Consider the following 25,926-nt stretch of genomic DNA (forward strand, 5'->3'; position numbering starts at 1 on the left):
TGGCTAAAATTCTACACCTTTAAGTTTAAAATTTTAACACAAAGGAAAGCGTGTTGTAGGGGCATATTTTGTATTAATTTATTGGAAAACAGGCAGCAAAGATATAAAATTGACTTCTTATTAAACAAAAACTAATTCAAAAATATTCCTCATTTTTAATAATTTTAATTGACTTATAGTTACTTATACACTATCACTTTAAGTGTATTTTTCTCCACACATCAATAATTATTCCGATTTTACTTATGTAGTAACAATTTGAAATTAACATCAAGTAACATGTTAAAACATGTATACAATAACCATTAAGAAAGTTCTACATCAATATTTTCATTAACACTGCCTATTTTTCAATACGCTTACAAACAAAAAAGGCGAATTAACTCATGGTTAACTCGCCTTTAAACGATAAAAGATTTCTTTATAAAAGCATATTATCAATTAATCTTGTATTACCTGATTTAGCAGCAACTAAAGCTACAGGTTCTTTGGATTGTGATAACGCAGTAATTTCATCCAATGTTTCACCATTAGCTACCACTAAATATTCAACTTTAATTAATGGAGAAGCTTCCAATAAGTCTTTTGCTTTTTCAATCAATTTCTTTAAATCCTCATATTCATTATGATTCTTTATAGAAAGCAAAGCCTTAGAAAGCAACAATGCCGCTTCGTGCTCATCATTGTTCAACCGAACATTCCGTGAACTCTTAGCCAACCCGTCTTCATCTCTCAAAGTCGGACAGCGAACCAGCTCAACCGGCAGGTTAAATTCTTTAATCATTTTTTTAATGACTAACACCTGTTGAAAATCTTTTTGTCCAAAATATGCCTTATCTGGCTGTATAATATCAAAAAGCTTTTTCACTATTTGAGTAACTCCTTGGTAATGTCCCGGACGAAATGCTCCTTCCAAAATATTCTCAAGGTTACCTAAATCCATATGCCATGTTTCGCCCTCCTTATACATTTCGGCCACTGAAGGAAGAAAAAGCATATCACAATCGACCGATTTTAATTTTTTAATATCAGCTTCTATTGGTCGGGGATAATGCTCAAGATCCTTAGGATCATTGAATTGAGTGGGATTAACAAAGATACTGCAAACAGTAATATCAGTATCAGCTTTAGAGCGAGATATGAGTGCAAGATGACCTTCGTGCAGTGCTCCCATTGTAGCAACAAAGCCAACTTTTTTTCCTGCTGACTTCAGCTGAGCAATTTTTTGCTGAATATCTGCACGCGTGGTGAAAATCTGTAACAAGGTTTAATGAATTAAAATCCGCAAATTTTGCAAAAACAAACGCTATTTACCAAACGATAATATGTAAATCCTTTATAATTAATAAAATATTCGTATATTTGCAACATTATTGGCTTAATACACAAAAGTTTAAAGCATTAGACGAGCATGGCAAAGAAGAAGGTTCTGTACATCACCCACGAGATGTCGCCGTTTTTAGAGTTGACTGAAATTTCAAAAATCACCCGCCAACTTCCACAAGCAATTCAAGAACAAGGTTACGAAATTCGAGTTTTGATGCCTCGTTTTGGCTGCATTAACGAACGTCGTAATCGTTTGCATGAAGTTATACGGTTATCAGGGATGAATATTGTGATCAACGACAACGATAACCCATTGATTATCAAGGTTGCTTCTATACAAGGAGCAAAAATGCAGGTTTATTTTCTTGACAACGAAGAATATTTTCAACGGAAGCACGTTTTTACTGATGATAAAGAAAAGTTCTTTGATGATAACGATGAACGTGCCATTTTCTTCAGTAAAGGTGCAATCGAAACTGTTAAGAAATTAGGTTGGACTCCAGATATCGTGCACTGTCACGGATGGATGAGCAGCTTAGTTCCTGCCTATTTAAAAACTACATATAAGAATGACCCAATGTTTAAAAACACTAAGGTCGCTTACTCTGTATATGAAAACAGTTTTGAAGGAACGTTAGATCCAACGTTCAGCACAAAAGCAGTAATGAATCAAATGACTGCTGATGACCTTACTGTTTATGCACCTGCTACAAATTCAGCTTTACATATGGGCGCCGTAGGCTTTGCTGATGCTGTAATTAAGGGTGATGAAAAAATTGATTCGAAAGTAGAAGAATTTATCGCAAAAAGTGGTAAACCAGTCATGAATTATACTAACTTTGACGACACTGAAGCTTTCGCCCAATTTTATGAAGAAATGGCTAACGAAGAATTAGTTTCAGCTTAACAACAAGTAATTAGCTATCAGTAAGTCATATATGAAATTTTTAAAACTAGACTTATTAATTTTATTAATAAGTCTTTTTATTTTTTCGGGTTGCGAAAACCCTGACGGAATCGGGTTAGACGGTACCGAATATCAGAACGGAACACAGGCCGATGGCTTTGTCGTTACTTCTCAATTGGTAACTGATGCACATATCAGAACCGATAATAGGTTTACTTATAACGGCAGTAACACTAACACAAACCTAATGAAACTTTTGGGGTACATGAACGACCCTGTTTTTGGAAAAACTGAAGTAGAAATAAACTCGCAGTTAATAAAACCAGATACAGCCGCGTTTAAGTTCCCTGCAGGAGCTATTTTAGACTCTGCAGTATTAGTACTTAGTTATGTGGACACATCCGACATTAAGAATACTTATTATGGAGATGCAAGCACAAAATTTAAAGCTGTAATCGAAGAATTAGGTGATCCATTACGAATTGACACCACTTATTATTCGGATAAATATTTTAATACTGTAGCTACAATGGGTACCGGTTTCTTTGTAGCCTCTCCTAGGAAGAATATCTATGTATATAATTTTATAGATGGAGCTCCTGATACATTGGTAAATGTTGGCCCGCAGATACGCATTCCTCTGGATAATAATTATGCTTATCAGAAGTTTGTAAATGCTCCTGCAGGCTCATTTAATTCTGTCGCTGCCTTTAACGCATACATTAAAGGTATTAAACTTCGTATTGATCCAGCTTCAGTGCCTGGTGGAGGAGGGGTGGTTTACCTTAACATGAACACTTCTGAGAAGTCAAATATCTTTTTGTATTACCATAACTCTACAGATACAAGCTTTAAGAAAATTGCTATTTCTGGTGCAATTGCTCAGACCAATTACTTTAAGCATGATTACTCGGGAACTCCAGTTGCCGACGCATTAGCAAATAATAACCAACAAACTATTTATGTTCAGGCTTTAGCTGGAGTTAAAACCCAGATAAAATTCCCTGATGTTAAATCATTAACTGCTAATGGAAGAAAAGCTATTAATAAAGCTGAGCTAGTTGTAAGTTTAAACAGTGGAACTGATGCTACATTTGCAGCTCCTAAAAGAATCATCCTTAACCAGGGTGTTGATAAAGCAGGCGCTTATGTTCAGATCCCTGACTTAAACTATTATGATTCCAGGATTTCTCCTACAGGATCAGTATTAAGTGGTTATTATAATACTTCTAAAAAGAATTATAGTATAAACGTAACTAAATACATTCAGGATATCTTAGATGGTAAGGCATCAGATGACAATTTATTCTTAACATTTGATAATCCTGCTCAAATTGCTGAAAGAGCCGTTTTAGGAGGCCCTTCGGGACCAGGAGTTACCATGAAACTAAGAATCATTTATTCTGATATTAAATAAGAAACAGATTTTATAATAAAAAAGACCGGAACGTTCCGGTCTTTTTTATTATATGGACTATTGTAGATGTAAAAACCCAGCCATAAATGACTGGGTTTTTACATCTACATATTTTGAATGTTAATGTTATTTAGCTTTCGCAAAACGCTCTGCTACTGCATTCCAGTTAATCACATTAAAGAATGCTGAAATATAATCAGGACGACGGTTTTGATATTTTAAATAATATACATGTTCCCAAACATCCATACCTAAAATTGGAGTGCCTTTAACTTCAGCAATATCCATTAATGGGTTATCCTGGTTAGGAGTTGAACTAACCTCTAATTTACCTTCTTTATTTACAGTTAACCAAGCCCATCCCGAACCAAAACGAGTAGCTCCGGCTGCAGCAAATTTCTCTTTGAATGCATCAAATGATCCAAACGCAGCATCAATAGCAGCAGCTAACTCACCTGTAGGTTGGCCACCTGCATTTGGACCAATTACAGCCCAGAATAAAGAGTGGTTATAATGACCTCCACCGTTATTACGAACAGCAGCAGGGTATTTAGAAATATTTTTGCAGATATCTTCAACGCTTAAGCTTTCAGCGTCGGTACCTTTAATTGCATTATTTAAGTTAGTAACATAAGCCTGATGATGTTTTCCATGGTGAATTTCCATGGTTAATTTGTCGATGTTAGGCTCTAAAGCGTCTGATGCGTAAGGTAACGCAGGTAATTCAAATGCCATCTTTTATAGATTTTTATAGTTAAACAACAGATATTTATTAGTAACCATCGAAGCGATCAATGGTTTGATGTAAAATTAATCCTTTAACATTAATTAATCATTGGCTTATTGCAAGATTTTCATAATTAGAACACACATAGGAAGATACAGATTTATCTATTTATCTTTTCTTCTTAAAAAAATCCTTTATTAATTGGCCACATTCATTTTCTAATACTCCTCCAACATATTCTGTCTTAGGATGCAAAGGGCTCGGAATCATTCTCGAAAAACCTCTTTTAGGATCAAAAGCGCCGAATACTATTTTCCCTACTTGTGCCCATTGAAGCGCCCCCGAACACATTACACATGGTTCAAGCGTTACATACAGTACGCATTCATCTAAATATTTACCTCCTAAAAAGCTTGCTGCTGCAGTGATAACCTGCATTTCTGCATGCGCTGTAACGTCATTCAAGCGTTCTGTAAGATTATGTGCTCTTGCAATTACACGGTTCCGGCAAACTACTACGGCTCCAACAGGAACTTCGTCAGCATCAAAAGCAATCTGAGCTTCTTTCAATGCCTGCTTCATGTAAAACTCATCCGTGGAAACTGATGATTCTTCTCCAAAATTATATAGCATAGTACAAAAGTAATATTATGGAAGATTTCACCGACTGAAAATTGCCCAACAGTTTCATTAGTTATCGCCTTCACCCAAAAATGTAATCCTATATTTGTACCATGAAAACCATTCAACTAAAAGCAGGAAAAGAAAAAGCGGTTAAACAGCATCATCCTTGGGTTTTTTCCGGCGCGATCGATCATATAAAAACAAATCCGAATGCAGGTGAAATTATCAAACTGGTTAATAGTAAAGGTGATTTTTTAGCTTACGGATATTACAATGATCAATCCAAAATAACAGTAAGAGCTATCGAATGGAATGAAGAGCACATTGTAGACGATAATTGGTGGAAAAACAAACTTGAAAGAGCAATAAATCGTCGCAGTGATTTATTCAAATCTACTGATACAGATTCTTTTCGTCTCGTTTATAGTGAGGCTGATGGATTACCGGGTTTAATAGTTGATAAATATGCTGATTATCTTGTAGTACAAATTTTAACTGTTGGGATTGAAGCACGTAAAGCCATTATTGTTGACGCATTAAATGCTATCCTAAAGCCAAAAGGAATCTATGAACGTAGCGATGCTTCGGCAAGAAGTCTTGAAGGATTAAAGGCATCAAACGGTTTATTGGCTGGATCTGAACCTGAAGAGTTCACGCAGATAAAAGAGAATGGATTAACCTTCGTTGTAAATATTCCAGATGGTCAGAAATCAGGCTATTTTCTAGATCAACGAGTAACGAGAAAAGCTATTGCGGAATATTGCAAAAACCTTGATGTGTTGGACTGTTTTTGCTATGCAGGTGGTTTCACTTTAAATGCTAAAAAAGTAGGAGCTAAATCTGTAATCAGTGTTGATTCATCTCCTTTGGCGATTGAGATGGTAAAAAGAAATCATCAGGCAAATGAAATTGGGTTTAAAGAAGAAGATTTAGTGCGTGGTGATGTAAATACAACACTTCGGCGTTTTCAGCAGGAAAACAAAAAATTCGATCTTATTATTCTCGACCCGCCAAAATTAGCGCCAAATCGTTCAGCAGTTGACAGAGCGTTGAGAGCCTACAAAGATTTAAACTTACAAGCATTAAAAATACTAGAACCAGGTGGCTTATTGGCAACCTTTTCATGTTCGGGAGGAATAGAACTTTCTATGCTCAAACAGGCAGTTGCCTGGGCGGCATTGGATGCCGGAAAAGAAGTTCAGTTTGTTGAACAATTTATACAACCGGCAGACCATCCTGTACTTGCCTCATTTCCCGAATCAGAATATTTAAAAGGGCTTCTTTGTCGGGTTTTATAAAATCAACGCGCAAAATCAACCTGTTTGAATTGTTTAAACCAGAAATACGTTTACTGCTATTTAAAGAAACATTTTAATTAATATTTATGAATACATTTTTACGAAAAACAACCCTGACAATTGCCAGTGCGGTATTGTTAACAAGTTGCGCCTCAAGTTTTAAATCAATTTCTCCTGAAACACTCAATTTTCAAAGTGAAAGCAGCAATAAAAATGTTAAGCTATCCTATTCTTATAATGTACTCCAAGAGAGAGGAAACGCTAAATATGCAAGAAGGGAATTAAAAACTCAAAATCATTTTGTCGCAATTAAGATTAAAAACAACTCTGGGAAAAATTTAGTATTTAATGAGGATATTAAACTTTTATCTAATGAAATCCCTGCTACGATTGTAGATCCGGAAATAGCATTCAATGAAGTTAAACAAAGCGTACCAATTTATTTGTTGTATCTCTTATTAACACCTACTAAACTAACTATAACTGAAGATGGAGGCCAAAAGACTTCATTTCCTTTAGGTTTCATGTTAGGCCCTGCAATTTCTGCAGGTAATATGATTATTGCCGGCAGTGCAAACAGTAAGTTTAAAAGTGAATTGACCACCTACAATATTTTAGGAAAGAATATTAAAAACGGAGAAACTGCATATGGTCTAATTACATTAAAGTCTGCTGGATATACCCCATTAACCCTACAAATACTGGCACAAACCGATAGTACTAAAGTTTCGCAGAACCAGTAGGAATCATATAAAGGAATCACATCCTAATAAATGCAAAAGGTCCTGATACATTATGTATCAGGACCTTTATGTTTATGTTATATTACTTATTACTTAGCCCTCAATTTTAGGCCCATGTAAGTGAACTACAGTACCTTTTTTTCTCAAACGCATATTTAAAAACTCTACACCTAAGGAGAAGGCAATTGCAAAGTATAAATAACCTTTAGGGATTGCTCCTACTTCATTTCCAAGTACTGAAAGATGTGCTAAGTGTGCTGATTCAGTAATCAACATAAAGCCAATCAGAATTAGGAATGCCAATCCAAGCATTTGGATAGTTGGGTGTTCATTCACAAAGCGTCCAACCGGCGTTGCAAACGCCATCATGATAAGCATTGAAATTACCACCGCAATAATCATTAACGTTAGCGCATTAGGCAAACCGTTGGTCATACCTACAGCTGTTAAAATAGAGTCGAAAGAAAACACAATGTTAATAACCGTTATTTGAACAATAGCAGCTCCTAAAGTATTAACGGCTTTTTTTGTAGTTGAAGTTTCAGTGTGTTCCATTCCTTCCAACTTATGGTGAATTTCGGAAGTACTTTTATAAAGAAGAAAAATACCACCAGCCAAAAGAATGAGGCTTTGTCCGGAAAAGGCCCCATGAAACCAAGAAAGGTGAAACTCAATCCAAGGCTGTTTCATGGAAATAAGCACATTGATGCCCAATAAAAGAATAATTCTCATGATCATAGCCAGAAACAAGCCAACATTTGTTGCTTTTGCCTGTTGCTCACGAGGTAATTTGCCAGCGGCAATAGATATGAATATGATATTATCCACACCTAATACAATTTCAAGAAAGGTTAGGGTTAATAGTCCCAACCACGCGTCAGGATTAGAGATCCACTCCATAGAAGATTTTTTTAGTTTAAATGACCGCCGAAGATAAATATTATGCTGAAATTGTACACAGTTACCTTTGCGAAACTTTTATATGATTTCAAAGTTTTATGAGCATGATTGATCTTAGGGGAATCCCAGTGCATTCGTTAGGGCAAGATATAATTAGAACCTTTAATCTAAGTGGCTCTGCTGGTATCTCTTCATTAGAACCGCATCGGCATGAGTTTTATGAAATCATCTACTTTGAAAACGCCCAAGGCTCACAACGACTTGACTTTAATGACTTTGAGGTATATCCTGAAACATTAACATTTATCAGCCCGGGTCAGATTCATCAACTTAAAACAAAAAAATTCGAGGGGATTATTATCACTTTTACAGCAGCCGCCTTTTCCCGAACGGATGAAGAGATAGCATTTCTTCAACAATACACTCTATTTCATAAATCCGGAGCTAATACAAGCATGATACCCATGGGTGAGGATAAAGAAGTACTACTTTCACTCATAAAAGCTATCAATAAAGAGTCTCGACGTGCCGATTCTTGTCAAAACATTCTAAAATCCTACCTAAAACTTTTTCTTGAAATTGTGGCAAGAGCTTATCGTGTTACACATAAGCTTTTTGACTCAACTTCCCATGATGCTGAACGGATCAATAAACTACAGAATCTTATTGAACTTAATTTCACTCGTGAACATTTAGCACCATTCTACGCATCGTCACTAAATCTTACTCCAAAAAGATTGAATGAAATATGCAAAAAGATCGTCGGAAAAACCGTAACTTCTCTTCTGGCTGAAAGGATCAACCTGGAGGCCAAACGATTAACAGGTTACAGCAATCAAACTATTAAAGAGATCGCTTTTCAACTTGGCTTTGATGACCCTTCCTATTTCAGCAGGTTTTTTAAAAAGAAAAATGGACATACCCCCGAGGAGTTTAGAAGTCAATGTTCAAATAGTACCATTCATTAAGCATTCTGTCCTTCATTGCTTTAAGTAGATTGTTTCACCTTTGTATTGTTAATTTTTCAATGGTATCACAATAAAAATTAATGACTTATGGCAACAACATGGAATTTAGACCCTAACCACACTGAAGTAAAATTCAAAGTAAAACATTTGGTTATTTCAAGCGTTACGGGGTATTTCAGCAATTTTAACGGCACAGTTGAAACTACACAAGCAGATTTCAGTGATGCCAAAGTAAGTTTTGAAGCTGATATAAACAGTATCTCTACCAAAAATGAACAGCGAGACGGGCATTTAAAATCCGCTGACTTTTTTGACGCCGCCAACCACCCTAAACTCACCTTTGTTTCTACCTCCATCAGTAAAAAAGACGATAGAGATTATCAATTAAATGGCAACCTTACCATTAGAGGAGTAACCAAATCTATTACACTTGATGCGGAATATAATGGAACCGTAAAAGGCTTTGGCGTTGACGATGTAGCAGCCTTTGAACTAGAGGGAAAGATTAACCGCAAGGATTTTGGATTAATATGGAATGGATTAACCGAAACTGGAGGTGTTGTTGTTGGCGATGAAGTAAAACTGGACATCACCGCAGAATTAGTAAAATCATAACAAACATATCATGAATATTGCATTAATAGGGGCTACAGGGTTTGTAGGCTCTGCTATTTTAGTTGAATTATTAAACAGAGGTCACAAGGTAACTGCCATAGCACGTAACACCCACAAAATTACCCCGCAAGCTAATCTAAGTATTGCGGAGGCAGATGTTTTTGATGAAGGTAAACTTGCTCAACTTTTAGCTGGTCATGAGGCTGTAATCAGTGCTTATAATGCCGGATGGACAAATCCCAATATCTACAATGATTTTATTAACGGCTCTGATGCAATTACAGCGACTGTGAAGCAATCTGGCGTAAAAAGATTATTGGTTGTGGGAGGTGCAGGAAGCTTAGAGGTTGCACCAGGTGTGCAGTTAGTTGATACACCTCAATTTCCTCAAGAATGGAAGCAGGGTGCATTAGCAGCACGTGAGGCATTGAATACATTAAAAGAAGAAACCCAATTAGATTGGACTTTCCTTAGTCCGGCTATACTTCTTCAGCCTGGTCAGCGTACAGGTGTTTTTCGTACTGGTACAGATCAACCCGTATTTAATGATAAAGATGAAAGTAAAATCTCCGTTCAGGACTTAGCAGTCGCTATTGTAAACGAAATTGAAAAACCTCAGTTTATCAAAAAGCGTTTTACAGTAGGTTATTAATTCAGTTTTAGTAGGAATAATGTCATAAAAAAGGAGTTATGTTTTACCATAACTCCTTTACTTATCTATACTATAAACTTAATTAAACTTCACACTTCCGTATTTAGCACTGATTGATATCTTACCGTTGACTGCACCAGTACCGTAACGTCCGCTGAAACTTTTAGAAGGTTTCCACCCTTTTTCTTCATCATTACCTGATTGAGAAACATTCGAAGCTTTATTACGATCATAGCCAAAATCTCCGTAAGATACATTCACAGAGAAATCAAATGCCGCATTCTCTGCAAATCCCAAATTCACACCTGAATAAGCTGAATTAATGACTAAACTTTTCAAGCTTCGCGAAACATTTGACAGCTTAACACCACTCGAATATTTACTGTCAATAGTTCCCGATTGATTAATCGTATTGATTCTTATACTCGAATAATCAATATTGGCATTGATAACATCTACCTCATTAATATCCAAAGAACCATAACGATGAGATACTGATAACTCGCCACCTTTCTGAATATTCAGTTTTGAATACGAAACATCCAGGCTACCCTTTTTTATACTTTCCATAGTGGCACTACCATACCTTACTGTTAGTGAGTTTTCGGTACTTCGAAGACTCCCTCCTGTAAAACTTCCATAGGATAAATCAAGTGCAAACGGGCCACTAAAATCAGGAATTATCACAGACCCATATTTATTGGTAATACTTAGTTGGTTGCTTTTAGGCATATTTACCACATAGTTGATTTCCAAACCACGCTTATCGTCACCTTTGCCTTTCCAGTTCCAGCTATTACCACTCGCTATATTGGTTACAAATCTAACCTCACTACCACTCTTACTGTCAGAAATTGTAACACGGTCAAGTTGCTTTTGAGCCTTCTCATCATTATCGTCATTGGCAACAACGTTAATTTCTACTTTAAATTCGTTTTTGTCCCAAGTGTTAATCGTAACCGAGCCGAATTTATTATCGATGTAAAGTGCGTCCTTTGAATTAACCTGATACGTTCTTATAATTTTCTTCACTTTTTGAGCTGCCATTCCCCCCACGAACTCTCCGTTCGCAAAAGCATTCCCTCCGAGCAATAAAAAAGCTATCAGAAAAAAATTAAAGTGTAATACTCTTGTTCTCATACTGCTTGTTCTTATTATTAATGCGTTGAATTATTATTAACTGTTGATTTAACAGATCGATCTGCAATTGAAGATTTTGAATCATGGCTTCCACCAGTTTTTCCTGGTCAGGAGCTGCACCCAATTGTATTTTCATATTTTGATAATTGTTATCCAGCTTTTCGAGATCTTCCGAAAACTCCTGGTACAACTGAGGTTGCTCTTTTTGAATCCGTTTTAGCTCACCACGCTTAATTTCGATCAATGATGCCATATGATAAGCCGTTTCGGCATATTCAGGATTAACCTGTGCCAATGTTTCTTCAGGTTCAGCACCACGATTTGCTAGTCTGAAAACAGTAAGGCCAAAACCAATTATCAATGCTATAGCCGCTGCAATTCGCCAGTTAAAACTTACTTTAAGTTTTTTGGGCTCATTCCGCATAGTTTTTTCGATTGACTGCCAAACCGCAGGACTAGGTTCATAAACATCAAACTCCTCACGGTGTTCATCTACAAAGCGTTCCAAACGATGTTTCATTTTTATACAAGTTTTAGAATTCAGGCCGGATTTGAGATATGCTCTCCTCCCTTCTTTCATCTGGTTATTATTCTTCTTTTTTATTTATCAGTTAGTTTCAATTTCACTTTAGCAATTCGAGCAACCTTTTTTTAGCTCTTATGTACTGAGTTCGGGATGTTGATTCGCTTATTCTAAGGATTTCTGCAATCTCTTCGTGATCATATCCTTCCAGCAAATACAACGTTAAAACCGTTCGGTAACCATCTGCAAGCTTTTGTATGGCCGCCCTTACCTCCTGTACTTGCAAAACCAATTCTTCTTCATCAAACACTTCATCAACAACATCTACATTAGGATGTGCGTCTATATCCTCAAACTTTACCCTGCGAGCTCTCAGGTAATTAATTGAGTTATTGATTACAATACGTTTCAGCCATGCGCCAAAAGTAGATTCGCTTCGAAACGATTCTAGCTTATCAAAAGCGTCAATAAATGATTCCTGCAACACATCTTCCGCATCTCCTGTATCATTTAAAATCCGCATTGCCACGCTGAACATGCTGCGCGAATACAAGCGGTACAACTCATATTGAGCTTTACTGCTACCCGTCCGGCATTTCTCTACCAGGTCGAAGTGTTTATCAAGTGTTAATGTTTCCAATTGGTTTGTATTTCGTTCTAATGACATGATCACCAAATCAAATGTTGCATACAATAGAATCTTTTTTTTATAATATGTCTAAATTTATCATTTTACTCATTAAACAATTTGATCAGCTCTATTATATCCATCAGCATATGAATTGATTTCCCCTATCTTTGGCGCCTCTTTCGTGAGCTTAAATTTAAATATGAACATAGACTTAACCATTGAAATAGTCGCATCGCTATTCAGCATTCTGTACTTATGGTATTTGATGAAAGAAAAAGTAATTGCATGGCCATTTGGCATTCTGGCGTCATTACTTAGTATTTATCTGTTTATGACATCCAGATTATATTCTGAATCCATTTTAAATTCTTACTATGTATTAATGGGATTTTATGGCTGGTGGCAATGGAACAGGCCCAAAACAGATCCGCTCCCCGTTTCTGTATGGAATCTGAAGACGCATATTATTTCTATTGGTACAGGTTTATTGTTAAGCGCCTTTTTAGGTTACTTTTTTCATACACAAACGAATGCCGATTATCCTTATGTTGATGCCACAATTACGATCTTCAGTTTTATCGCTACTTATAAGGAAAGTCGCAAAATTTTATCAGCATGGCCTTACTGGATAATCATTAATACTTCAGCCATTATGCTTTACATTATTAAGGGACTATATATTTATGCCGCATTAATGGCATTATACGATGTAATGTCTGTTTTTGGTTATCGTTTTTGGCTAAACAGTTACCACCAGCAACAACAAAAAGTGGCTTTAGAAACCATTTGATTACATTTTCAAAAAGAAACCAGAATATTCGACAAACCCTTTTCTAATCGGGAATTTTTCAGCACAAATAATTACTTTTGCGCCTCAACAGACTGCAAAACACAAGCATATGCACAGAACACACACTTGCGGAGAGTTAAACATAAAAGATTTAGGGGTTGAAGTTACCCTTAGCGGATGGGTTGCCAAATCTCGTGATTTAGGCGGAATGACATTTATTGACCTGCGCGATCGTTACGGAATCACTCAATTGGTTTTTAACATGGATGATAACGAACAACTTTGTGCAGAGGCCCGCAAACTTGGACGTGAATTTGTAATTAAAATTACCGGTAAAGTAATTGAGCGTTCAAGCAAAAATTTAAAGATTCCTACCGGCGAAATCGAAATCAAAGTTTCAAAACTTGAGATATTAAATGCTGCTAAAACAGTTCCATTCTTAATTGAAGATGAAACCGATGGTGGCGACGATTTGCGCATGAAATATCGTTATTTGGACTTGCGCAGAAGTGTAGTACGTAAAAACATGGAGCTGCGTCATAAAATGGCTCATGAAACGCGTAATTACTTAAGCGGAAATAACTTTATTGAAGTCGAAACTCCTGTTTTGATCAAGTCAACTCCTGAAGGAGCGCGTGACTTTGTGGTTCCTAGTCGTATGAATCCTGGAGAGTTTTATGCTTTGCCTCAATCGCCTCAAACCTTTAAGCAATTATTAATGGTTTCAGGGTTTGACCGCTATTTCCAGATTGTAAAATGTTTCCGTGATGAGGATTTACGTGCTGACCGTCAACCTGAATTTACTCAGATCGACTGTGAGATGAGCTTTGTTGAGCAAGAAGACATTTTAAATATGTTTGAAGGTTTATTCAAACACTTATTTAAATCGATCAAAGGCATTGATGTTAATGAAGTTCCTCGCATGACCTATGCGGATGCGATGAAATACTATGGTTCAGACAAACCGGATATTCGTTTTGATATGAAGTTTGTTGAACTGAATGATGTTGTAAAAGGAAAAGATTTTAAAGTATTTGATGACGCTGAACTTGTAGTTGGTATTTGTGCTAAAGGCTGCGCTCAATATACTCGTAAGCAGGTTGATGAACTAACGGACTTTGTTAAAAAACCTCAAATCGGGGCAACTGGCTTGGTTTACTGCAGATATAACGAAGATGGCTCTATAAAATCATCTGTCGACAAATTTTATTCGGAAGAAGAGTTACAAAAATGGGTAAATGCTTTTGGTGCTGAAAAAGGAGATTTGATCCTTATTCTTGCAGGAAAAGCTGATAAAACACGTAAAGCATTAAACGAATTGCGCTTAGAAATGGGTAATCGTTTAGGTTTCCGTGATAAAAATACATTCGCCCCTCTTTGGGTACTTGATTTTCCATTATTGGAATTTGATGAAGAAAGCGGAAGATGGCATGCAATGCACCATCCGTTCACATCTCCAAAACCAGAAGATATTGCGTTATTGGAAACAGATCCGGGAGCCGTTCGTGCAAATGCTTATGACATGGTGTTAAATGGAACCGAAATCGGAGGAGGATCTATCCGTATCCATGATAAAGAACTTCAGGGCTTAATGTTAAAACACTTAGGTTTTAGCAAAGAAGAAGCTCATAAACAATTTGGATTTTTGATGGATGCATTTGAATTCGGAGCTCCACCACACGGTGGTATTGCATTTGGATTCGATCGTTTATGTTCATTGTTTGCTGGCTTGGATACCATCCGTGACGTTATCGCCTTCCCTAAAAACAATTCGGGTCGCGATGTGATGATCGATTCACCGTCGACAATTGCTATTGAACAGTTAGATGAATTAAAAATTGCGACTAAATAGATGTGAGATGTGAGATGTGAGACATCTTGCGATCGAAAATAATAGAAATGGCGAACCAAATTCAGGTTCGCCATTTTTATCTTCAGCCTTTATTCAGGCCATAAAATCAATCTCTTATCCCACATCCCACATCTCAAATCTAGCATCAAATCTAAAGACCTACTTCTTAGTAACTCGTAGATCGATACGTCTGTTCTGAGCCTTGCCTTCCTCTGTTTCATTAGTTGCCACAGGGAATTTATCACCATAACCTTCAGCCGACAATCTTTTTGCATCTATGCCTAGTTTTACAAGCTCTGCTTTAACATTGTCAGCCCTATCAGAAGATAACTTCTGATTTGCCTTAGCATCGCCTACGTTGTCTGTATAGCCCCCAATTTTAAGTTCAACTGCCGAATAAGCTTTTAGTATCTCTGCGATATTGTTTAATTGTTCTTGGGATTCTGGTTTAAGCGTAGCGCTACCTGTTTCAAAAGTTAAACGATCAAAAGAAAACCAGGTGGTTTTATCTACCGGCTTGCTTTTATCTTCAATAAAAGCAATCAGTTTATTTTCAATTCCAAACTCCGGAATATTCAATTCAACGCCATTAGGTAATTTTTTCTTAAAGAAATTACCCAGCTTAGCCATAGCATCAGATACTTTTGCAGCTGCTGTATCTACCATTTGCTCTGCAGTATCGACCACGGTATCAACAGTGGGAACTGTTGCTGTATCCGGTTTTTTATTACAACTTCTCCACAAAAAGAATATTGCCAGTAAGGCAACAGCTGCTAACAATAGATTACGTAGCCAATTGGAACTTCCAGTAGGTGGAGGAGTTGAGTAGGCAGTTTTGGCTGTATTAACGGTATCCCGAACTCCACTACTGATTGATGATCCAAGATTAGTTAAGCTACCCAAACCTAACAGGCTACCTAATCCGGAAGGAGCTGCACTTACAATATTATCTTTCTGACTCGACAAAAAATTAGTTAATCCGCTCAGTCCCCAACCCTCATCACTCGCTTTTTTTCCAAGGAAACTCATTATTAAAGGAGCAGCTAAAGTCAATATTGAAGCAGCAGAAGAACTTTTAACCCCTGATGCTCCTCCTATAAGAGTTGACAAATCAGCAGTTTTGTCACCAAATAATGAAAAAAGTAAACGTTTACCTTGATCAATCAACCCACCTCCTGCAGTTCCACTGGTACCCAGGCCAGACAACAGATCTGAAGGGTTTGAAAGAATATTACTTGATGCGGCTGACCCTTTTATTAGATCAAAGATTCCACTCATCGATGATGAATCAGAAGATTTATTAAGTAAACCTGCCAGAATACTTGGAAATGCAGCACCGAAAGCTCCTGTTATACTACCTGATGATTCACCTAATGTAGAAGAAGCCTGAGAGACAAGGTCAGGCGTTACAAACCCTTTTAGGGTATCAATAATATTGGCCATAAACTTAGATATTTGGTTATAAATAGAATGTTAACTTTCTCGGTTTTATTAAATTTAAGATTTTAATTTGACTTATAATCAATAACTTATAACAAAAAAGCAGATTTTTTAAAAAATCTGCTTTGACTATAGATAAATAGATGTCTTTGACTTAAAACTAAAAAGGAAGATCATCTTCAGCTGAGTCCTGGCTTGCTGAAATTGCTGCAGGAATATGTTCATCCATTTTTCCTGTATTGTGAACAGGCGACTCATAAGAACCTGAAGATTGATAACTACCCGGAGATGCGCCACCTGGCTCGTTATCACTTTTACGTCCCAACATTGTAAAGTTATCAGCAACAATTTCTGTTTGGTAACGTTTATGGCCTTCTTTGTCTTCCCATGAACGGGTGCGGAGTTTTCCTTCAATGTAAACCAATTTACCTTTTACAAGGAACTTTTCCGCAATGTCGGCCAAACCTCTCCACATTACAATATTGTGCCATTCAGTTTGTTCAACCTTTTTACCATCCTTTGTGTATGTTTCGGAAGTTGCTAAAGGAAAACTTGCAACCTTTACGCCTCCTTCCAGGTGTCTTAATTCGGGATCCTTGCCCAAATGACCTACCAGAATAACTTTATTAATTCCAGACATAGATAAATTGTATTAACGTAAATTTAGATTTATCAGAATAAGTTAAAACTTTTTTAAGTAATTATCAACTATTTTTGGGACCGCGTACTGATCTATTTCATCTTCGTTTACCCAAAAAACGCCATTAAACTCATCTAAAAGCGTATTTTCCATTCTTATTTCCCAAAATCTGGCATAAATTATTTGATGCGATAAAACATGTTTTTTCTCATCAGAAACAGATTTTATATACAATTTTGTATTTTTTTTAAATTTCTCAAAATGAGACGATTGAATCAACTCACTTTCAGTAAGTCTTTCCGCTGTCTCAATGAGTGGAAAATCATACATATTTTGCCAGATATCTTTTGCTATTCGTTTATTTAATAAAACCTTGGTACCATCTTTAACCACCAGGTAATTAAAAAAACGCTCTTTCACCTTGGTTCGCTTATCCTTGACAGGCAGTTTATCAACCATTTCATGCTGATAGGCATAGCAATTTAACCTCAACGGACAATTTGCACAATTGGGAGATGACGGCTTACATTGTATAGCTCCAAACTCCATAACCGCCTGGTTATAGAGAAATGGCTCCGCTTGCTCTAACAACTCATATGCGAGTTTTTTGAACTCCTTTTTTCCTATGGTAGAATCAATCGCCGTTTCAATTCCAAAGTAACGGGAAAGTAATCTGTAAACGTTTCCGTCTACAACAGCGTGCTTTTCATTAGCAGAAAACGAAGAAATAGCTGCCGCTGTGTACTCCCCAACTCCCTTTAACTTCAAAAGCGTTTCATAGTTGCAAGGAAAAACACCATTATGCTCATTTTTTATAATTTTAGCCGTTGCATGCATATTCCGGGCTCTGGAATAATAACCTAAGCCTTGCCAAAGCTTTAGGATTTCATCCTCACTTGCATCTGCAAATTCTGTAACGGATTTATAACGTTCAAGGAATTTATGAAAATACGGAAGTCCCTGTTCAACACGGGTTTGCTGCAATATAATTTCGGAAAGCCATATAATATAAGCATTTTTTGTATCACGCCAGGGTAAATCCCTTTTATTAATTTTGTACCACTTTGTAACTTCTTCAACAAACACTGTAAAAAAATATTTTTTTGATTTTTATAATCGGTTTAAACACATAACTTTGCAACCCCAAATTAATGAAGACGTTAGGAATTTAAAAAGAAAAAAGATGACTAAAGCTGAGGTAATTGCAGAAATTGCACAAAAAACTGGAATTGAAAAAGTTGACGTATCTGAGACCGTTGAAGCATTTTTCAAGGTGATCAAAAACGCAATGATCGAGGGTGAGAACGTATATGTTCGCGGATTTGGTAGCTTCGTTATCAAAAAGAGAGCTGAAAAAACCGCCCGTAACATTTCAAAAAACACTGCCATTATCATTCCTGAACATTTTATCCCAAGCTTTAAGCCTGCAAAAGTGTTTGTAGAAAAGGTAAAAAACAGCGCTGCTAAAGCTAAAATGGCTGCTGCTGCTGAAGAAAAAATTGAAATGTAATTCTTAATCCCTTTTTATGTTGTCGAGAAAACAAATAATAATCATTCTTTCAGTAGTTGTACTAATTGGTGCACTCTATTCACTCGACATCAAAGGGCTGGTAAACCCTAAAGAGGGCAAGAAACCTGATTCTGAGCAATCAGCTTCAGGTGTTTCAACAGAAAGCATTTCAAAATCAGCTAAGAAGCAACTATCGGCCGGAGCTGTTAAACAAATTGAGGGATTAGAAGGACAATTAGCCAAAGACCCGAAAAACATTGAAGCTCAAAAGGCTCTTGCAAAACAATGGGAATCTATGCATGTTAACCACGTAAGTGGCTTATACATGTACCAGATTGCCCAGCAAGACCCAAATCTTCAAAATTGGTTAAATGCAGGCGACAAATTACAAACAGGAATTGCCACGGTGAGTGATAGTACTGAAGTAAGTTTTGTTGCTGAAAAAGCAATTGATTCTTATCAGAAAGCTTTAGCTTTAGATCCTGAAAGCCTTGACGCTAAAACCGGTTTAGGTATTTGTTATGTTGAAACAACTCAAAACCCTATGCAGGGCATTACCTTGCTTAGAGAGGTCGTTGAGAAAGATCCTGAAAATCTGAAAGCAAACATGAATTTAGGTTTGTTCTCTATGAAAACAGGACAATACGATAAAGCTGAAAAACGCTTTTTAACAGTATTGAAAAAGTCACCAAGCGCTGATGCTTATTTTTACCTGGGCGAAGCTTATCGCAACATGGGACAAAAGGCAAAGGCAATTGAAGCCTATCAAAAAACAAAAGAATTCATGGTTGATCCGCAGTTCACTGCCCAGATCGATATGATTATAAAAGAGCTTAAATAATTGTAAAACTTTAAACGACTTTGAGTTATGCCAAGCGGTAAAAAAAGAAAAAGACATAAAATGGCTACCCATAAGCGCAAAAAACGCTTAAGAAAAAACAGACATAAGAAGAAATAATTAACTTCTTTTCGCTATTATTACAACAAGGACATAAAGGGCAAATTATTGCATTTGTGTCCTTGTTTTTCATTGGTTTTTCATAGAGAATTAATCGTATTTCTAACCAATCCCTTATTTGCCAGCTCTTTTTGATGACAAGTATTGGATTTATCAAGGATTTATTTTTTGGTAAAGGAACTACTAATCAACTCAACTCCAACCGGAGTTACCATCGCCTTATTAAAAGATAAACAACTTATAGAGCTACATCAGGAACAGCGTAATAAGAATTATGCTGTTGGCGATATTTATCTTGGCCGTATAAAAAAAATAATGCCAGGTTTAAACGCAGCTTTTGTTGATGTAGGCTATGAGAAGGATGCCTTTTTGCACTACCTCGACCTTGGGCCGCAGGTAAGATCGTTATTGAAGGTAACCAAAGATGTACGAAACGGAAATCAAACCTATCAGGATCTTCAAGGTTTTAAAGCCGAAGAGGATATTAATAAGAGTGGCAAAATTTCCGAAGTTCTCAGCAAGAATCAGTTAATTCCTGTTCAAATAGCGAAAGAACCTATTTCAACTAAAGGCCCTCGGTTAAGTTCTGACATTTCACTTGCCGGACGCTTTGTTGTGTTGGTTCCCTTTTCCGATACAGTTTCTATCTCCAAAAAGATAAAAAGCTCTGCAGAACGCATGCGCTTAAAGAAACTGATTGAAAGTATCAAGCCTAAAAACTTTGGCGTAATTATCCGTACGGTATCAGAAGGAAAGGGAGTTGCTGAGCTTCATGCCGATTTAAGTGAATTAGCGAGTAAATGGGAAGAATTTACACGCCGCCTAAAATCAACGGAGCCTACCCGCAAAGTTTTGGGAGAAATCGACCGTACTTCAAGCATTTTACGAGACATCTTAAATCCTGATTTCCAAAACATTATTGTTGATGATCAGGGTATTTATGAAGAGATCCGTTCTTACATTCATAACATTGCTCCGGATCAGGAGAAGATCGTAAAACTGCATAAAGGCCGTGATGTACTCTTTGAACATTATGGCATCGAAAAACAAATAAAATCTTCATTCGGCCGTACAGTAAACTTCCACGGAGGTGCTTACCTAATTATTGAAAGCACTGAAGCCATGCATGTTATCGATGTTAACAGCGGCAACCGTAATGCCAGTGAAGATACTCAGGAAGAAAATGCATTATTAGTAAATATCGAAGCCGCAAAGGAAATTGCCCGTCAATTACGGTTGCGCGATCTTGGTGGAATTATTGTTATCGACTTTATCGATATGCATAAGCCTGCCAATCGTAAGGCTTTATACGATGCATTGCGTAGGGAAATGTCGGAAGACCGTGCTAAACACACCATCTTACCTCCAAGTAAATTTGGTTTAGTACAGATCACCCGTCAACGTGTTCGTCCTGAAATGAATATTGTAACAGTTGAAAAATGTCCAACCTGTAATGGAACAGGTGAGGTAAAAGCAACCATTACGTTAATCGACGACGTTCAGAATAACCTTCAATATATTCTTGAAGAACAAAATGAAGATAAAATAACTCTTTGTGTTCATCCGTATATTGCTGCGTTTCTTACCAAAGGATGGTATTCTATTCGAATGAAGTGGTTCTTCAAATATCGTAAATGGGTTAAAATCAAAGCTGTTACTTCGTACACATTGACTGAGTATCATTTCTTCAACCCAAGCGAAGAGGAAATCTCTTTTTAATTTGAAAATTAGTTAATTTGAAAACCAATAAATGAAGGAGAATTATTCGCTCTTTCATTTTCATTTTTTCATACCGGTAGCTATTAGAGCATACTATTTTCAAACTAACTTCGTGTCAAAGCTTAAAACCACTTATTTCTGTCAGAGTTGCGGTTATCAGTCTCCCAAATGGTTGGGTAAATGCCCATCCTGTTCCGCATGGAATACATTTGTTGAAGAGATCATTGAGAAGCCGAATGCAAGTATTCCTAATTGGAAAGCTCCCACCACTACTACAAGCACTCAACGATCGCAAAAACCACAGGAGATTAATTCTATTGCTTACAATGAGCAACAACGTATTTTAACTAACGACAGCGAACTTAACCGTGTATTAGGTGGTGGAATCGTTCCCGGATCACTTGTACTGATTGGTGGGGAGCCTGGTATTGGAAAATCTACCTTAATGCTTCAGCTGGCATTAAATCTTAAAGGACATCGTGTATTATATGTTTCTGGTGAAGAAAGTGATCAGCAAATCAAAATGCGTGCTGAAAGAATTGAAGAAAACTCTTCAAAAGGCGAATGCTTTATCCTAACGGAAACGTCTACTCAAAATATCTTTAAGCAAATTGAGGAGTTAGAGCCCCGTATTGTTATTATCGACTCCATTCAAACTTTATATTCGGCACATATTGAGTCAACTCCGGGAAGTGTTTCGCAAGTGCGTGAATGTACGGCTGAATTACTCCGGTTTGCTAAGGAAACAGCAACTCCAGTTTTTTTAATTGGCCATATTACAAAAGACGGTATGATTGCGGGTCCAAAAATATTGGAACACATGGTTGATACCGTTTTACAATTTGAAGGCGACCGACATTATTCCTATCGTATTTTACGTGCTGTAAAGAATCGTTTTGGCTCCGCCTCAGAATTGGGCATTTACGAGATGCAGGGAAGCGGACTTCGTGAGGTATCCAATCCATCGGAAATATTATTATCGCAGCGTGACGAGCCTCTAAGTGGCGTTACCGTGTCAGCAACAGTTGAAGGAGCTCGTACAATGCTGGTTGAAACCCAAGCATTGGTTAGTCATTCGGCATATGGCACTCCACAGCGCTCTGCAACTGGCTATGATACCCGTCGAATGAATATGCTGCTGGCAGTTCTTGAAAAGCGAGGTGGATTTAAACTAGGTGTTAAAGATGTATTTGTAAATATTACCGGAGGAATACGAATTGAAGACCCTGCAATTGACTTGGGTTTAGTTGCAGCCATTATTTCTTCCAATGAAGACATTCCTGTTTCTTATAAAACCTGTTTTGCTGCAGAAGTTGGATTATCAGGGGAAATAAGAGCTGTAAACAGAATTGAGCAGCGAATTGCCGAAGCGGAGAAATTAGGATTTGAACAAATCTTTATTTCAAAATATAATCAAAAGGCGTTAGACTTAAAACGTTTCAATATCGAAATTGTTAGTGTTGGTAAGATTGAAGAGGTTTTCAATTACTTATTCGGATAACACATGAAAACAGTCGCAGCAGTTTTTATTGAAAATATAAAGTTCCTTTTTTCATCGCAGAAAACATTAGGAGATAAAACATTTGCACAGCTATCTGAAGTCGAGATGCATTTTACTTCTTATCCTGATACGAACAGCATTGCTATTATTATTCAGCATATTGCTGGTAATATTGAAATCAAGATTCATTGATTTTTTTACTACGGATGGAGAAAAACCTGATCGCGACAGGGATAGAGAATTTGAAGAATTACACTTAACTAAAATTGAGCTGCTGAAAATTTGGGAAGACGGGAGGTCAATTTTATTTGAACTGTTGGATAATCTTTCGGAAGAAGATTTGCTAAAAACTGTTCATATCCGAACCGAACCGTATACAGTTTTAGGAGCTTTGAACAGACAAATAAATCATTACGGATACCATACAGGGCAAATTGTACAGCTAGGCAAAATGATTAGAAAGAGTAACTGGCAATAGCTAAGCATTCCTAAAAATCAATCTCAAGCGTACAATGATGAAAAAAAATTAAATGCCTCATTTCATTATTATTTATAGTTACTCTTTTAAACCTTTGCGATTGTTATTTATCTAATAATGAGTGCGTATATGTACGTAAAATAATATTGTTACAACGAATTAATATGTAGTTGATATAAAAAGAGATACATTTGTAATATAAAGTAGCTAAGCCTATGAACTATAATTTAGACTCTCAACTAACAAAAGAAGTAAAAAGTAAAGCGCAGGAAGAAAAAATACCTACGGTATCTCGCCTTTCTAAAACATACGCTTATGAAATTACTGAAGAAGACATCGCTGAACAATCTGAATCAAAAATATTCAGAAAAGAAATTTTGTTACCATTATCATTAATGATTATCACACTGATTGTTGGTAGTTATACCGGTATATCTATTCCTGAACTTATCATGATTGGGATTGGCTGTGTATGGTACATAATCTCTTGCTATAAGGTCTTCAGAGAAGATGAGAAGAATTAATCTTTAATTTTTATATTTTGAGCAAAAAGTAACAGGCCGGCAATATAATTGTCGGCCTGCTTCTTTTATACAAAGTTGATACGAGTACTTAATTTAACGATCTGAAGTTCTCATCATTCAGGATATTCTTCCCTTCGGCTGTATATAAAGCCTCTATACGATTTTGATAATGATCGGTTATTTTACCCCTCACCATTTTAAGTGTACTGTTAAGGAAGTGATTCTGCTCTGTAAAGCCTTCCGGTAAAATAGCAAAAGTGGCCGGCAACCATCGCTCCGGAAATATTCCGGCAAATTTACCCTGACTTTTATATTCGTTTACTTCGGCCTGTAGCATTTTAATTGCTTCTTTTTTACCTTCTTCTGATTCCCAATTCAGCCCTTTTTGACGCAAATATGATTTTAACGATTCCTTATTGGGCACAAGCAAGGCTGTTGTATAGGCATCCTGATTATTATGCAACATCACCTGATCAATAAACTTTGAGTTTTCAACCAACGATTCCTCAATACCTTCCGGACTATATTTTTCTCCGTCACTTCCAATCAGCAAACTTTTAAACCTGCCTAATACATATAAAAAGCCATCGCTATCCATATAGCCCAAGTCGCCGGTATGAAGCCATCCATTTTTAATTGTATCAGCAGTGGCTGTTTCATTCTTCCAATAACCCATCATTACATTTTCACCTTTGATAACAATCTCTCCTTTTTGTCCGACAGGAAGGGAATTACCTTGCTCATCACATATTTTTAACTCCATTGGCTTAACTAGATAACCAGAAGAGCCTAGTTTATGCTTCTTAAGCGAGTTAGAAGAAATGATCGGCGTAGCTTCCGACAACCCATAACCCTGAAACATTGGCACGCCTATAGCGTAGAAAAAGCGCTGTAAATCGATATCAAGCAAAGCACCTCCTCCGATAAAGAAACTTAATTCTCCACCAAATGCGTTACGCACTTTCGAGAACAAAATCTTATCATAAAATGCCAACAAAGGCTTGTACACAATACTAGCTCCTTGTCCTTTGTTGAAACCTTCACGGTTATAAGCGTAAGCAATTTTTAAAGCGTGATTAAACAATTTTTCGGTTATTCCGCCCTTCTGCTTAATTGCACTTTCAATATTCTTTTTAAAATTTTTGGCCAATGCCGGAACGCTCAACAACAAATTCGGCTTAATTTCCTGCATATTCACAGGGATATTCTTAAGCGTATCCATCGCGTTCTTACCCGGATCAACAGTCGCCACGCTTGCACCCGAAGCCATAAAACTGTAAAAACCTGCCACGTGTGCAAAACAATGATCTAAAGGAAGGATAATCAGCGTTTTCCAGTTAGCAGGAATATTCATCAGGCTTAGTGCCTGCTCAACATTGGAAGTATAATTTCTATGAGAAAGAATGATTCCCTTTGGGTCTGCCGTTGTCCCTGACGTATAGCTGATATTTGCATAGTCATTTCCCTTAATCGATTTGAAGCGCGATTCAAATTCAGGCATTCGTTCTGCAAGAAATTCTTCACCACGTTTATTTATTTCTCCTATATGAATTTCCTTGGATTGATAATTATCAAGCTCATCAAAAACAATTACATTTTTAACATTAGGTAAGTTCTCGATGATGGCGCGGATTTTAGGGAGATTACGCGCCGACACCATAATGTACTTCGCATCAGAATGCTGAATACGGAAGATCAGATCATTGCTTTCTTCCAGTTTTACTGATAATGGTACATTTACGGCACCTGTGTATAAAATACCAAGTTCACCAACTATCCATGCATTACGACCCTCTGCAAGAAACGCAACCTTATCATTTTTTTCAACGCCAACAGCTATCAGTCCGGCAGCCAAATGATATACCTGCTCGCGAGTTTGCATGTAAGAAAGTGCTACATACTCTCCCTCTTTCTTTTCCCACAAAAAAGGATTATTACTGTATCTATTTACACTTTCTTCAAATAAATCGATGATCGTTTTCATAACTTTTCCACAAAAAAGACCGCAAAATAAAACTTCTTTACTGAAATCAGTAAATTAAG

The 25,926-nt window shown here is 36.8% G+C and carries 27 protein-coding genes; 16 read left to right on the forward strand and 11 right to left on the reverse strand.

From position 1 onward, the window contains the following. Window positions 1-421 precede the first annotated feature (421 nt). Window positions 422-1,264, reverse strand: coding sequence for a pantoate--beta-alanine ligase (gene panC / locus SOLCA_RS17145; protein WP_014681728.1), 843 nt, complete (start codon window positions 1,262-1,264; stop codon window positions 422-424). 147 nt (window positions 1,265-1,411) lie between these two features. On the opposite strand from panC, the gene SOLCA_RS17150 reads away from it, so the two are divergent. Next, a complete protein-coding gene (locus tag SOLCA_RS17150; RefSeq protein WP_014681729.1) occupies window positions 1,412-2,233 on the forward strand; it encodes a glycogen/starch synthase in 822 nt (273 codons plus the stop codon). 31 nt (window positions 2,234-2,264) lie between these two features. Further along, window positions 2,265-3,650, forward strand: coding sequence for a DUF4270 family protein (locus SOLCA_RS17155; protein WP_014681730.1), 1,386 nt, complete (start codon window positions 2,265-2,267; stop codon window positions 3,648-3,650). Between the two features lie 126 nt (window positions 3,651-3,776). Here SOLCA_RS17155 and SOLCA_RS17160 read toward each other — a convergent pair whose 3' ends face one another. Both SOLCA_RS17160 and SOLCA_RS17165 read right to left on the reverse strand, forming a co-directional pair. Next, complete coding sequence (locus SOLCA_RS17160; protein ID WP_014681731.1) at window positions 3,777-4,385, reverse strand: superoxide dismutase; 609 nt, start codon at window positions 4,383-4,385, stop codon at window positions 3,777-3,779. 160 nt (window positions 4,386-4,545) lie between these two features. Next, window positions 4,546-5,010, reverse strand: a complete 465-nt coding sequence (locus SOLCA_RS17165; RefSeq protein WP_014681732.1) for a nucleoside deaminase — start codon at window positions 5,008-5,010, stop codon at window positions 4,546-4,548. A gap of 101 nt (window positions 5,011-5,111) precedes the next feature. On the opposite strand from SOLCA_RS17165, the gene SOLCA_RS17170 reads away from it, so the two are divergent. Further along, complete coding sequence (locus tag SOLCA_RS17170) at window positions 5,112-6,299, forward strand: class I SAM-dependent rRNA methyltransferase (RefSeq protein ID WP_014681733.1); 1,188 nt, start codon at window positions 5,112-5,114, stop codon at window positions 6,297-6,299. 86 nt (window positions 6,300-6,385) lie between these two features. Next, the gene (locus tag SOLCA_RS17175; protein WP_014681734.1) at window positions 6,386-7,042 is read left to right on the forward strand and encodes a hypothetical protein; all 657 of its coding nucleotides are present in this window, start codon (window positions 6,386-6,388) and stop codon (window positions 7,040-7,042) included. Window positions 7,043-7,135: 93 nt separating this feature from the next. Here SOLCA_RS17175 and SOLCA_RS17180 read toward each other — a convergent pair whose 3' ends face one another. Continuing rightward, window positions 7,136-7,942 carry a TerC family protein gene (locus tag SOLCA_RS17180; protein WP_014681735.1) on the reverse strand — a complete coding sequence of 269 codons (807 nt, stop codon included), beginning with the start codon at window positions 7,940-7,942 and terminating at the stop codon, window positions 7,136-7,138. A 104-nt stretch (window positions 7,943-8,046) separates the two neighbouring features. On the opposite strand from SOLCA_RS17180, the gene SOLCA_RS17185 reads away from it, so the two are divergent. The 3 genes from SOLCA_RS17185 (at window position 8,047) to SOLCA_RS17195 (ending at window position 10,177) form a co-directional block, all read left to right on the forward strand. Next, window positions 8,047-8,910, forward strand: a complete 864-nt coding sequence (locus tag SOLCA_RS17185) for a helix-turn-helix domain-containing protein (RefSeq protein ID WP_042480050.1) — start codon at window positions 8,047-8,049, stop codon at window positions 8,908-8,910. Between the two features lie 87 nt (window positions 8,911-8,997). Next, window positions 8,998-9,525, forward strand: a complete 528-nt coding sequence (locus SOLCA_RS17190; protein ID WP_014681737.1) for a YceI family protein — start codon at window positions 8,998-9,000, stop codon at window positions 9,523-9,525. A 10-nt stretch (window positions 9,526-9,535) separates the two neighbouring features. Next, window positions 9,536-10,177 (forward strand): NAD(P)-dependent oxidoreductase, encoded by a 642-nt coding sequence (locus tag SOLCA_RS17195; protein ID WP_014681738.1) that lies wholly within the window; start codon window positions 9,536-9,538, stop codon window positions 10,175-10,177. A 78-nt stretch (window positions 10,178-10,255) separates the two neighbouring features. On the opposite strand, the gene SOLCA_RS17200 is transcribed toward SOLCA_RS17195, so the two are convergent. The 3 genes from SOLCA_RS17200 to SOLCA_RS17210 all read right to left on the reverse strand — a co-directional run bounded on the left by SOLCA_RS17200 (window position 10,256) and on the right by SOLCA_RS17210 (window position 12,534). Further along, entirely contained in the window at window positions 10,256-11,317 is a 1,062-nt protein-coding gene (locus SOLCA_RS17200; protein ID WP_014681739.1) for a hypothetical protein, read from the reverse strand. Further along, window positions 11,292-11,837: a hypothetical protein gene (locus SOLCA_RS17205; RefSeq protein ID WP_042480053.1), complete on the reverse strand. Its 546-nt coding sequence runs from the start codon at window positions 11,835-11,837 to the stop codon at window positions 11,292-11,294. Before SOLCA_RS17205 ends, SOLCA_RS17200 begins: the two co-directional genes overlap by 26 nt. 103 nt (window positions 11,838-11,940) lie before the next feature. After that, complete coding sequence (locus SOLCA_RS17210) at window positions 11,941-12,534, reverse strand: RNA polymerase sigma factor (RefSeq protein ID WP_014681741.1); 594 nt, start codon at window positions 12,532-12,534, stop codon at window positions 11,941-11,943. 136 nt (window positions 12,535-12,670) lie between these two features. Between SOLCA_RS17210 and pnuC the strand changes: the two genes are divergently transcribed. Further along, window positions 12,671-13,261, forward strand: a complete 591-nt coding sequence (pnuC, locus tag SOLCA_RS17215; RefSeq protein WP_014681742.1) for a nicotinamide riboside transporter PnuC — start codon at window positions 12,671-12,673, stop codon at window positions 13,259-13,261. Between the two features lie 109 nt (window positions 13,262-13,370). Continuing rightward, window positions 13,371-15,113 carry an aspartate--tRNA ligase gene (gene aspS, locus SOLCA_RS17220; RefSeq protein WP_014681743.1) on the forward strand — a complete coding sequence of 581 codons (1,743 nt, stop codon included), beginning with the start codon at window positions 13,371-13,373 and terminating at the stop codon, window positions 15,111-15,113. A gap of 159 nt (window positions 15,114-15,272) precedes the next feature. Here the strand turns inward: aspS and SOLCA_RS17225 are convergent, their stop codons facing one another. The 3 genes from SOLCA_RS17225 to mutY all read right to left on the reverse strand — a co-directional run bounded on the left by SOLCA_RS17225 (window position 15,273) and on the right by mutY (window position 18,279). Further along, window positions 15,273-16,556 carry a DUF937 domain-containing protein gene (locus SOLCA_RS17225; RefSeq protein ID WP_014681744.1) on the reverse strand — a complete coding sequence of 428 codons (1,284 nt, stop codon included), beginning with the start codon at window positions 16,554-16,556 and terminating at the stop codon, window positions 15,273-15,275. Window positions 16,557-16,713: 157 nt separating this feature from the next. Next, window positions 16,714-17,193, reverse strand: a complete 480-nt coding sequence (locus tag SOLCA_RS17230) for a single-stranded DNA-binding protein (RefSeq protein WP_014681745.1) — start codon at window positions 17,191-17,193, stop codon at window positions 16,714-16,716. Between the two features lie 42 nt (window positions 17,194-17,235). After that, a complete protein-coding gene (gene mutY, locus SOLCA_RS17235; RefSeq protein ID WP_014681746.1) occupies window positions 17,236-18,279 on the reverse strand; it encodes an A/G-specific adenine glycosylase in 1,044 nt (347 codons plus the stop codon). 61 nt (window positions 18,280-18,340) lie between these two features. Between mutY and SOLCA_RS17240 the strand changes: the two genes are divergently transcribed. The 7 genes from SOLCA_RS17240 (at window position 18,341) to SOLCA_RS17265 (ending at window position 23,883) form a co-directional block, all read left to right on the forward strand. After that, the gene (locus SOLCA_RS17240) at window positions 18,341-18,703 is read left to right on the forward strand and encodes an HU family DNA-binding protein (RefSeq protein WP_281048066.1); all 363 of its coding nucleotides are present in this window, start codon (window positions 18,341-18,343) and stop codon (window positions 18,701-18,703) included. Window positions 18,704-18,719: 16 nt separating this feature from the next. Continuing rightward, window positions 18,720-19,544 carry a tetratricopeptide repeat protein gene (locus SOLCA_RS17245; RefSeq protein WP_014681748.1) on the forward strand — a complete coding sequence of 275 codons (825 nt, stop codon included), beginning with the start codon at window positions 18,720-18,722 and terminating at the stop codon, window positions 19,542-19,544. A gap of 285 nt (window positions 19,545-19,829) precedes the next feature. Next, window positions 19,830-21,380: an Rne/Rng family ribonuclease gene (locus SOLCA_RS17250; RefSeq protein ID WP_014681749.1), complete on the forward strand. Its 1,551-nt coding sequence runs from the start codon at window positions 19,830-19,832 to the stop codon at window positions 21,378-21,380. A gap of 112 nt (window positions 21,381-21,492) precedes the next feature. Further along, on the forward strand, window positions 21,493-22,881 hold the full coding sequence (gene radA / locus SOLCA_RS17255; protein WP_042481587.1) for a DNA repair protein RadA: 1,389 nt from the start codon (window positions 21,493-21,495) through the stop codon (window positions 22,879-22,881). Window positions 22,882-22,884: 3 nt separating this feature from the next. Continuing rightward, window positions 22,885-23,073, forward strand: a complete 189-nt coding sequence (locus tag SOLCA_RS23795; RefSeq protein ID WP_281048014.1) for a DUF1572 family protein — start codon at window positions 22,885-22,887, stop codon at window positions 23,071-23,073. Further along, on the forward strand, window positions 23,054-23,359 hold the full coding sequence (locus SOLCA_RS23800) for a DUF1572 family protein (protein ID WP_281048015.1): 306 nt from the start codon (window positions 23,054-23,056) through the stop codon (window positions 23,357-23,359). The genes SOLCA_RS23795 and SOLCA_RS23800 overlap by 20 nt, the downstream gene beginning before the upstream one ends. Window positions 23,360-23,574: 215 nt before the next feature. Then, window positions 23,575-23,883: a hypothetical protein gene (locus SOLCA_RS17265; protein WP_014681751.1), complete on the forward strand. Its 309-nt coding sequence runs from the start codon at window positions 23,575-23,577 to the stop codon at window positions 23,881-23,883. Window positions 23,884-23,971: 88 nt separating this feature from the next. Here SOLCA_RS17265 and SOLCA_RS17270 read toward each other — a convergent pair whose 3' ends face one another. Next, a complete protein-coding gene (locus SOLCA_RS17270) occupies window positions 23,972-25,867 on the reverse strand; it encodes an AMP-dependent synthetase/ligase (RefSeq protein ID WP_014681752.1) in 1,896 nt (631 codons plus the stop codon). Window positions 25,868-25,926: the final 59 nt, after the last annotated feature.

The organism is Solitalea canadensis DSM 3403 (genome assembly GCF_000242635.2).
Taxonomy (GTDB): domain Bacteria; phylum Bacteroidota; class Bacteroidia; order Sphingobacteriales; family Sphingobacteriaceae; genus Solitalea; species Solitalea canadensis.